4 protein-coding genes are annotated in these 1,540 nt (G+C 61.9%); 1 reads left to right on the top strand and 3 read right to left on the bottom strand.

Annotation, left to right across the window (positions count from 1 at the left end):
• Nucleotides 1-249: transposase domain-containing protein (locus ASC95_RS17760; protein ID WP_157256386.1), on the top strand; the 249-nt coding region annotated here is incomplete at its 5' end.
• A gap of 101 nt (nucleotides 250-350) precedes the next feature.
• Here ASC95_RS17760 and ASC95_RS17765 read toward each other — a convergent pair.
• From ASC95_RS17765 to ASC95_RS17775, 3 genes are all read right to left on the bottom strand, one after another.
• A complete protein-coding gene (locus ASC95_RS17765) occupies nucleotides 351-551 on the bottom strand; it encodes a DUF4177 domain-containing protein (RefSeq protein WP_057299075.1) in 201 nt (66 codons plus the stop codon).
• A gap of 233 nt (nucleotides 552-784) precedes the next feature.
• Nucleotides 785-1,099, bottom strand: coding sequence for a DNA-binding transcriptional regulator (locus ASC95_RS17770; RefSeq protein WP_057299073.1), 315 nt, complete (start codon nucleotides 1,097-1,099; stop codon nucleotides 785-787).
• Entirely contained in the window at nucleotides 1,083-1,394 is a 312-nt protein-coding gene (locus tag ASC95_RS17775; protein WP_057299074.1) for a type II toxin-antitoxin system RelE/ParE family toxin, read from the bottom strand. Before ASC95_RS17775 ends, ASC95_RS17770 begins: the two co-directional genes overlap by 17 nt.
• Nucleotides 1,395-1,540 lie beyond the last annotated feature (146 nt).

Raw genomic sequence — 1,540 nt, forward strand, 5'->3', positions numbered from 1 at the left:
CTGCCCATCGACAACAACTGGGTGGAGAACCGCATCCGGCCCATTGCGCTGGGGCGGCAGAACTGGCTCTTCGCGGGCAGCTTGCGCGCGGGCAAGCGGGCCGCAGCTGTGATGAGCCTCATTCACTCTGCCAAGCTCAACAGGCTTGACCCCTACGTCTACCTTCGCGATGTGCTGGAGCGGCTGCCGACGCAGCCGGCCAGCCGGATCGCCGAGCTGTTGCCGCATCGCTGGTCGCCGACGACTTGATACCGGCTTGCCAAAGCCGATTCCCATCCCCTGCCGGTGGGGATGGGAATCGCATCGCGTCGCGTCTGCCGCTGGAAGGCGGTGCGGCGGACGCCTGTGGTTTACGAGCCTTCCCGCTTGAACACCGCGACGATCTCGCGGCTGGTGCCGTGGATCATCATGTTGGTGTCGAACACAGAAACTAGGTTCCAGCCTTGCTGACCTAGCTGGTTGAGCAATCCATCGAATTCCTGAACGTCGACGACGCCTCCAAGCATTCCCTTGGCGTCGACCTTCACGGTCTTGTATTCCCACTTTTGCATCGTCATCGTCTCCCGTATCTGGCGCGCTTTGGCCCGTGGGGATTGTGGCGGCTACTAGTCAACATGACTTCGCCGGCCGGATACCATGGGCGTATTCGCGGCGGATCTGCGCCTCGTATTTGGCAAAGCGCGCCGGCGCCTCGCGGAAGCAGCCGTTCAACGTTGAAGCTGTGCCTCGAGCGGAGGCCTGCCGACGCGAGTCGGCTCGAACGACTGGTTGGGCCTCTGGCGCACTACTTCTGCGCCACCGCCAGCAACGCCTTTGGATTGGTGCTCGCAATAGCCAACAACGTGCGCGCAGCACCGCTTGGCTGCTTGCGCCCCTGCTCCCACCCTTGCAGTGTTCGAACCGAGACACCCATGAGCGCCGCAAACTGCGATTGAGACAACCCCGTCTTGTTCCGAGCCTCAATAACGGGAGAGGAAATGACGTGAACTTGACCCGCCTTCATTTCCCGCACGGATTGCAGCAACTCAGCTGCGAGATCGCGCTTGGCTTCGTAAGCGGTGAGTTCCGCGTCGGTCAGGGGCTTACTCTTCGAGGGCACGGCGAATCTCCTTCAACTTGGGTCCTGTGAGGTTGTCCGTCTTTGCCTTCGCATAGAGCGTCAGCAGAACCACCTCACCTTCGGCGGCGCGAGCGAAATAGATCACCCGCACGCCACCTGACTTGCCCGAACCAACACGACCCCATCGAACTTTACGAATGCCACCGGACTCGGGCACGACATCTCCGGCAGTGGGATGCTCCGCAATGTACGCGGCGAAGACGCCACGCTCTTCCTCGCTCCAGTAGAGCGGCCATTGCCGCTGGAAGAGCAACGTTTCGACGACCGTGAGCATCGTTGAACTATACGCCGGAGGCGCATAGCAGTCTAGTCTCGCTCAAAGGCCCAACGTCGAAGCTCAGCGGGCGGCGAAGCCGTCCGCTGGAGCGAAGGGTTGGGCATTGGCCGCAGCCAGCACGGAACAAGCCATGGCCATGAGCG

This window comes from Pelomonas sp. Root1217 (genome assembly GCF_001425705.1).
GTDB lineage: Bacteria > Pseudomonadota > Gammaproteobacteria > Burkholderiales > Burkholderiaceae_C > Pelomonas.

What these genes read in the sequence shown, in the direction of transcription:
- ASC95_RS17765 (WP_057299075.1), bottom strand. Translation starts at nt 551, where the DNA reads ATGCAAAAGTGGGAATACAAGACCGTGAAGGTCGACGCCAAGGGAATG.
- ASC95_RS17775 (WP_057299074.1), bottom strand. Translation starts at nt 1,394, where the DNA reads ATGCTCACGGTCGTCGAAACGTTGCTCTTCCAGCGGCAATGGCCGCTC.